This is a genomic window from Mycobacterium innocens, assembly GCF_900566055.1.
Taxonomy (GTDB): Bacteria; Actinomycetota; Actinomycetes; order Mycobacteriales; family Mycobacteriaceae; genus Mycobacterium; species Mycobacterium innocens.
In genome coordinates, this window is the sequence record NZ_UPHQ01000024.1 from 21895 (window position 1) to 28266 (window position 6372).

6 protein-coding genes are annotated in these 6372 nt (G+C 69.3%); 3 read left to right on the top strand and 3 right to left on the bottom strand.

Annotation, left to right across the window (positions count from 1 at the left end; genetic code table 11):
- Positions 1-90 precede the first annotated feature (90 nt).
- The gene (locus tag EET03_RS02725) at positions 91-1314 is read left to right on the top strand and encodes a sensor histidine kinase (protein WP_099193935.1); all 1224 of its coding nucleotides are present in this window, start codon (positions 91-93) and stop codon (positions 1312-1314) included.
- 97 nt (positions 1315-1411) lie between these two features.
- Positions 1412-2095 carry a two-component sensory transduction protein RegX gene (gene regX, locus EET03_RS02735; protein ID WP_063471338.1) on the top strand — a complete coding sequence of 228 codons (684 nt, stop codon included), beginning with the start codon at positions 1412-1414 and terminating at the stop codon, positions 2093-2095.
- A gap of 152 nt (positions 2096-2247) precedes the next feature.
- Here regX and EET03_RS02740 read toward each other — a convergent pair whose 3' ends face one another.
- Genes EET03_RS02740 through EET03_RS02750 form a run of 3 tightly spaced genes read right to left on the bottom strand, consistent with a single transcriptional unit; the run spans position 2248 to position 5413 of the window.
- Complete coding sequence (locus EET03_RS02740; protein WP_075544428.1) at positions 2248-4131, bottom strand: GMC family oxidoreductase; 1884 nt, start codon at positions 4129-4131, stop codon at positions 2248-2250.
- Entirely contained in the window at positions 4128-4457 is a 330-nt protein-coding gene (locus EET03_RS02745) for a hypothetical protein (protein ID WP_036398715.1), read from the bottom strand. The genes EET03_RS02740 and EET03_RS02745 overlap by 4 nt, the downstream gene beginning before the upstream one ends.
- Positions 4454-5413: a hypothetical protein gene (locus EET03_RS02750; RefSeq protein ID WP_075544433.1), complete on the bottom strand. Its 960-nt coding sequence runs from the start codon at positions 5411-5413 to the stop codon at positions 4454-4456. Before EET03_RS02750 ends, EET03_RS02745 begins: the two co-directional genes overlap by 4 nt.
- 44 nt (positions 5414-5457) lie before the next feature.
- Here EET03_RS02750 and EET03_RS02755 point away from each other — a divergent pair, with 44 nt between their 5' ends.
- Positions 5458-6180, top strand: a complete 723-nt coding sequence (locus EET03_RS02755; protein WP_075544429.1) for a FadR/GntR family transcriptional regulator — start codon at positions 5458-5460, stop codon at positions 6178-6180.
- The last annotated feature ends 192 nt before the right edge of the window (positions 6181-6372 follow it).

Sequence of the window (6372 nt, forward strand, 5' to 3'; positions counted from 1 at the left end):
GCCGAACACCTGTGGCGATTGGTGTGACTTGTCCGATTTCGGCCTCGCTCGGCTAGGGCCGCGTTCACCGGAGTTTGTAGGATTTTGCTTGTGACTGTGTTCTCGGCACTGTTGCTGGCCGGGGTCTTGTCCGCGCTAGCGCTGGCCGTAGGTGTTGCGGCGGGAAACCGCCTGTCGCAGCGGGTCGCGCGGCGCCGCCAGCAAGCGGCCACCGAGCGGGCCGGGATCACCGTCGCGCAGATGCTGCAGCGCATCGTCGCCCTGATGCCGATGGGTGCGGCGGTGGTGGATGCCCATCGCGACGTCGTCTATCTCAACCATCGGGCCAGGGAGCTGGGCCTGGTGCGCGACCGGCAGCTCGACGACCAAGCCTGGCGGGCCGCGCAGCAGGCGTTGGGCGGTGACGACGTCGAGTTCGATCTGTCACCCGCCAAGCGTGCCGCCGGCCGCTCCGGGCTGTTGGTGCATGGGCACGCCCGGTTGCTGAGCGAGGAAGACCGCAGGTTCGTCGTGGTCTTCGTCCATGACCAGTCCGACTATGCGCGGATGGAGGCGACCAGGCGCGACTTCGTGGCCAACGTCAGTCACGAACTCAAGACCCCGGTTGGCGCCATGGCCCTGCTTGCCGAAGCACTACTCGCGTCGCCGGATGACCCCGACACCGTTCGACGGTTCGCTGAGAAGGTGCTCATCGAGGCCAATCGACTGGGCGACATGGTCGCGGAGCTGATCGAGCTGTCCCGGCTGCAGGGCGCCGAGGGGCTGCACAATGTGACCGACGTTGACGTCGATACCATTGTGTCCGAGGCGATTTCACGTCACAAAGTAGCCGCGGACACTGCCGACATCGAGGTTAGTACCGATGCGCCCAGCGGGCTACGGGTGCTCGGTGACCAAACCTTGCTGGTTACCGCGCTGGCCAACCTGGTTTCCAATGCGATCGCCTATTCACCACGCGGGTCGCTGGTCTCGATCAGCCGGCGCCGCCGCGGTGACAACGTCGAGATCGCCGTCACCGACCGCGGAATCGGGATCGCCCTCGAGGACCAGGAGCGGGTGTTCGAGCGGTTCTTCCGGGGCGACAAGGCGCGCTCGCGGGCCACCGGCGGCAGCGGGCTGGGACTGGCCATCGTCAAGCACGTCGCCGCCAACCACAACGGCAGCATCGGCGTGTGGAGCAAACCCGGAACCGGGTCCACGTTCACGTTGTCGATTCCGGCGGCGGAGTGCGATGACAGCGAAATACCTGACCAACTGCGGGCGCGCGACGCGCGACCCAACAGGTCACAACGAGAGGAAGAGCTGAGTCGATGACCCGCGCCAGTGATCATGCAGTGGGTGTACCGCCCGCTTGCGGGGGACGCAGCGATGGGGGGGTACCACCCGCCTGCCGGGGAGAGGAGCGGCGCTGATGACCAGTGTGTTGATCGTGGAGGACGAGGAGTCGTTGGCCGATCCGCTGGCGTTTTTGTTGCGCAAGGAGGGCTTTGAGGCGACGGTGGTGACCGATGGTCCGTCGGCGTTGGCCGAGTTCGACCGGTCCGGCGCCGACATCGTGCTGCTGGATCTGATGCTGCCGGGGATGTCGGGCACCGACGTGTGCAAGCAGTTACGTGCCCGGTCCAGCGTTCCGGTGATCATGGTGACGGCTCGGGACAGCGAGATCGACAAGGTGGTCGGACTCGAGTTGGGCGCCGACGACTATGTGACCAAGCCGTATTCGGCACGCGAGTTGATCGCCCGGATCCGCGCGGTGCTTCGCCGCGGTGGCGACGACGACGCCGAATCCAGCGACGGCATCCTGGAGTCCGGCCCGGTGCGGATGGACGTCGAGCGCCACGTCGTCTCGGTGAACGGCGAGGTCATTACCTTGCCGCTCAAGGAGTTCGACCTGCTGGAATACCTGATGCGCAACAGTGGGCGGGTGTTGACCCGTGGCCAGCTGATCGACCGGGTCTGGGGGGCGGACTACGTCGGCGACACCAAGACGCTCGACGTCCACGTCAAGCGCTTGCGGTCCAAAATCGAGGCCGACCCCGCCAATCCGGTGCACTTGGTGACGGTGCGGGGACTGGGTTACAAGCTCGAGGGCTAGCGGCGGAAGGCCGCACCGAGGATCAGGATGCGGGTTGACCGTATCGGAGCCCCATGGGATGCGTGGGCCGCTGTCGATTTGCCACGCTTGCAGCGGACGGATCGCTCGTACGCAGTGCGCGGCGGACCCGACGTACGTGGTCATCAAAACATTCATGCCGGGTGAGCGCTGACCCCCCTGCCGGCGATGTTGTCGGCGACGGCTAACGCCAGCGCCATGATCGACACCTGCGGGTTCACCTCCGGGCAGCTGGGCAGGATCGATGCGTCGGCAACCCACACACCGTCGACGCCGCGCAGCCGGCCGGTCGGGTCGACGGGGCAGATCTGCGGGTCGGCGCCGGCGGCCGCGGTTCCGGTCGGATGGAAGGCCGCCAGGTGCAGGCTTGCGGGGTCGCTGCGCCGCACCGCCTCCCGCAGCTCGGGCAGCGACGTCACCGTGGTGGCGCCGGGCAGGCCGGTGAGCACCTCGGCCGCCCCGGCCTCGAAAAGCAGCCGGCCGATAGCCTCCATGGCGACTCGCAGCTTGGCGATGTCGGCTCGGGTGATGTCGTAGCGCACCAGCGCCTCCCCCCGCACTGACCGGACCGACCCCACGCCCTGGTCGGCCACCATCGCACCGAAGGTGGCGACCCGAGGCGCCCGATCCAGCCAGCCGAGCAGTTCGGCGCCGTAGCCGGGAAAGACCATCGAGCCCATGCCCGGTGGCGTGGCCGTCGCCTCGATCAGCACCCCGTCGGATTCGTGGAACTCGTGGACCGCCGCACTTTGCAACACGCCGCGCCAGGCGTACACGTCGTCGTCGAAGCGGCCGGCGAGCATCGTCGCCGGGTGCAGCGCGAGGTTCCGGCCGAGCCGGGGATGACCACCAAGACCGCTGCGCCACAACAACATCGGCGTCTCGGTGGCGCCCGCGGCGACGACGACGGTGTCCGCCAGCACGTCGATCGCGGTGCCGTCGGGCCGGCGGGCGCGCACGCCACGGGCGCGTCCGTGCTCGTGCAATACCCGTTCCACGCGCGCCCGGGAGACGATCCGCGCGCCGGCCGCGCAGGCCTGCGGCAGCGCGTTGAGGTGTACCCCGTACTTGGCGTTGCGGGGGCAGCCGATTGCGCACTGGCAGCAGCCGCCACAGCCGGGCGCGTTGCGCGGGATGGGCGCTGCCCGCCAGCCCAGCTCGGTGGCGGCATCGAGCAACAGGTTGCCGTTGCGGCCCATGATGTCCAGCGGAACCGGCGCTACCCGCAGCGTGCGCTCCACCTCGTCGAGGTGGTGGGCCAGCCGCTCCGGGTCCGCCAGGTCAAGCCCGAACTCGTCGCGCCAGCGTCGTTGCACGGCATCGGGCGGCCGGAAGCAGGTGCCGGAATTGACCACGGTGGTGCCGCCGACCGCCCGGCCCATCGGCAGCACCACCGACGGGCGGCCCAGCGCGATGGTGGCCCCGGCGCCGCGGTAAAGGCCGGCATAGCGGTCGATCGGGTGGGTGGTGCGGAACTCCTCGACCGTCCAGCGCCGCCCCTCCTCGAGCACGACGACGCCGACGCCGGCCTGCGCCAGCGTGCGCGCGGCCATGGCCCCGCCGGCCCCGGAGCCGACGATCACCGCATCGGTGGTCACGACCGAAGGGCTATCCGTGGACGAGGTGACGGTCAGCGCCGCATCCGGGCGCGCCGGGTCATGCCCCTGCGCGCGGGCGAGCAGCTCGTCGGCGTAGGCGTCGGCGCCGTTGGCCAGCAGCACGATTGCTTTCAGGCCCTCCACCGCGGCACCCATGTCCGGACCGACGGCGGCGACCCGGCCCAGCACCCGGGCCCGGTCCGCCGGGTTCAATCGCGGCAACGACCGGCCCGTGGTCAGGTAGCTCGCGGCCGCCAGTGACAGCACCCCGGCGCGCACCGCGAACCGTTGCGTCGCCGGCAGCTGTTCGACGTAGCGCCCGACGCGCTCAACGAACTGAGCCGGCGCCGGACCCCCGTGCTCGGGTGGTAGCAACGCCGTCCCGAAGGCGGCCACGGCCCGGTCGGCCAGCCGGCTCATCGTCGGCGCCCGAACCGTCGACCCAGTTTGATGAAGAACGGATAGGTCCCGAAGATGCCGCCGGCGGCGGCGTGCAACGGCCACCCTGCTTCCGCGGTATCCACGTCGAAAACGCCACTGTTCCACATGAAGTCACGCCCGTTCTGCGAGCGGAACGGGCGCCACAAGAACCCCAGCCCGGGCACGTTGTTGTAGAGCCCGAACGATCCCGCGAAGAAGACACCGAGCACGGCGGCTTCGGCGAGATCACGACGGTCTTCGGGCACCCTGCGCTCGATGAGCGCTCCGCTGGCGAACAGCAGCGGCGGGTCCAGGAGAAAACTCATGACGGGGTCCTTTCGTTGACGGCGGGTGCGTCGGCTCCGCGCAACCCGACTTCGGCATGCCCGATGCCCAACACCGACCAACGCCGGTCGTCGACCTCGACGTAGATGTCGGCCTGTTCGGTGTTGGTGCACACCGCCCTGCCCCCGTCCGGGTCGGTGTATTGCAGGCTCACGCACCTGTCCGGGGGCTGATCGACACGGATCAGTACCTGGCGGCCGCCGATGCGTCCCTCCAGCTGCCAGTGCGCCACGCCGAGCGTGGTGCGCATCCGCAGGGACGGGAAAGGGCTTGTCGGCCAGTCTTTTCCGTCAATGCGGAACCGGACGAACGCCAGTGGCGCAAGCTTGCGCAGTCCCGGCTTGTGCGACACCGCGGTGACGGCCTCCACGACGTCGCCGCCGCCGAGGTCGGCGTGGATCCATCCCCAGCGCTTGGCATTGCCATGCCCGTAGATGTGTGCGACGCCGCCGCGCCAGCCGGTGATGGGATGGGTGGCGGTGCCTTCAGAACCCACGCTCAGCGAGCCGGTGAAGTCGGCCGTGGGGGCGAGCACCACCTGCGCGCCCGGCAGCAACTCGCGCTCCCACGCCGCCCGGGGAAACGTCCACAGTGGCGTGCCGGCGTCCGTCCAGGCCAGCTCCCAGGCCAGTGATCCCGCCCGCCCGGCCAGCTTTCCGGGCGCCACCCGGGCGCCGGCGGCGTCGAACCATGCCGAGCCGACGGCGGGCTGGACCGGTGTCGGACCGAAACGCTCGGTGCGTGGCGGGCCCTCCGACGGAAACCAGGTGACCCAACCGTGCCCGTATGGCGATCCGGTGGTCGGCGCCACCGTTTCGCAATGGACCCACAGACCCGCACGCGTCGACGGATCGGACAGGGTGGCGTACCAGACTTCCAGCCGTCGCGACTTACCTTGCCAGCGCGGGGCTACCGCCGACAGCAGTTCATCGTCCACTTGCTTCACCTCCGGTTGATTCGTCCACTATATTGGTTGAGCCAATGAACCAGTCAAGTGCCTTTCAACCGCCGGACCGTCAGCGCGTCGACGAACACATCGCCGCGTCGATCGCGGACGCCATCCTGGACGGGGTCTTCCCGCCCGGCTCGACGCTGCCGCCGGAGCGTGACCTGGCGGCGCAGTTCGGGGTCAACCGCACGTCGCTGCGGCAGGGGCTGGCCCGGCTGCAGCAGATGGGCCTGATCGAGGTCAGACACGGCAGCGGCAGCGTGGTACGCGATCCCGAGGGGCTCACCCATCCCGCCGTTGTGGAGGCGCTGGTACGCAAACTGGGTCCGGATTTCCTCGCCGAACTGCTGGAGATCCGCGCGGCGTTAGGTCCGTTGATCGGCCGCCTGGCCGCGCAGCGACACGCCCGCGACGATGCCCACGCATTGCGCGACGCGCTGGCGGCCCTGCGGGACGCGGATGGTGCCGCCGCCCGGCAGGCTGCCGATCTCGCCTATTTCCGGGTGCTCATCCACAGCAGCCGCAACCGCGCGTTGGGGTTGCTGTATCGCTGGGTCGAGCACGCGTTCGGCGACCGCGAGCACGAGCTGACCAGGGCCTACGACGATGCCGAACCGGTCCTGGCCGATCTGCGAGCGATCACCGAGGCGGTGCTCGCGCGCGACCCTGTTGCCGCCGGCGCGGCCGTCGAGGCGTATCTACGCGCCAGCGCGCTGCGGATGATCGTGGCCTACAGCGAGGGATCCGCAAACTGACTGTGTTAGGACACGCGAGTAAATTAACGCTACGTTCGGGATCCTGGCCTTATTCTGTGTGATGTGGTGACGGCCGCCGATCGTGAGGGCGAGGTGTCGCGCAAGTTTGCGCTGCTGGCACCGGTGCTGGACGAGCGGCAGCGCCGGCTGTGGATGGCGGTGGAAGCCCGCGAGGCCGGGCACGGCGGGATC

Bases quoted from the DNA above. Each gene is read 5' to 3' on its own strand.
- regX (WP_063471338.1), top strand. From the start codon at position 1,412: ATGACCAGTGTGTTGATCGTGGAGGACGAGGAGTCGTTGGCCGATCCG.
- EET03_RS02740 (WP_075544428.1), bottom strand. From the start codon at position 4,131: ATGAGCCGGCTGGCCGACCGGGCCGTGGCCGCCTTCGGGACGGCGTTG.
- EET03_RS02745 (WP_036398715.1), bottom strand. From the start codon at position 4,457: ATGAGTTTTCTCCTGGACCCGCCGCTGCTGTTCGCCAGCGGAGCGCTC.
- EET03_RS02755 (WP_075544429.1), top strand. From the start codon at position 5,458: ATGAACCAGTCAAGTGCCTTTCAACCGCCGGACCGTCAGCGCGTCGAC.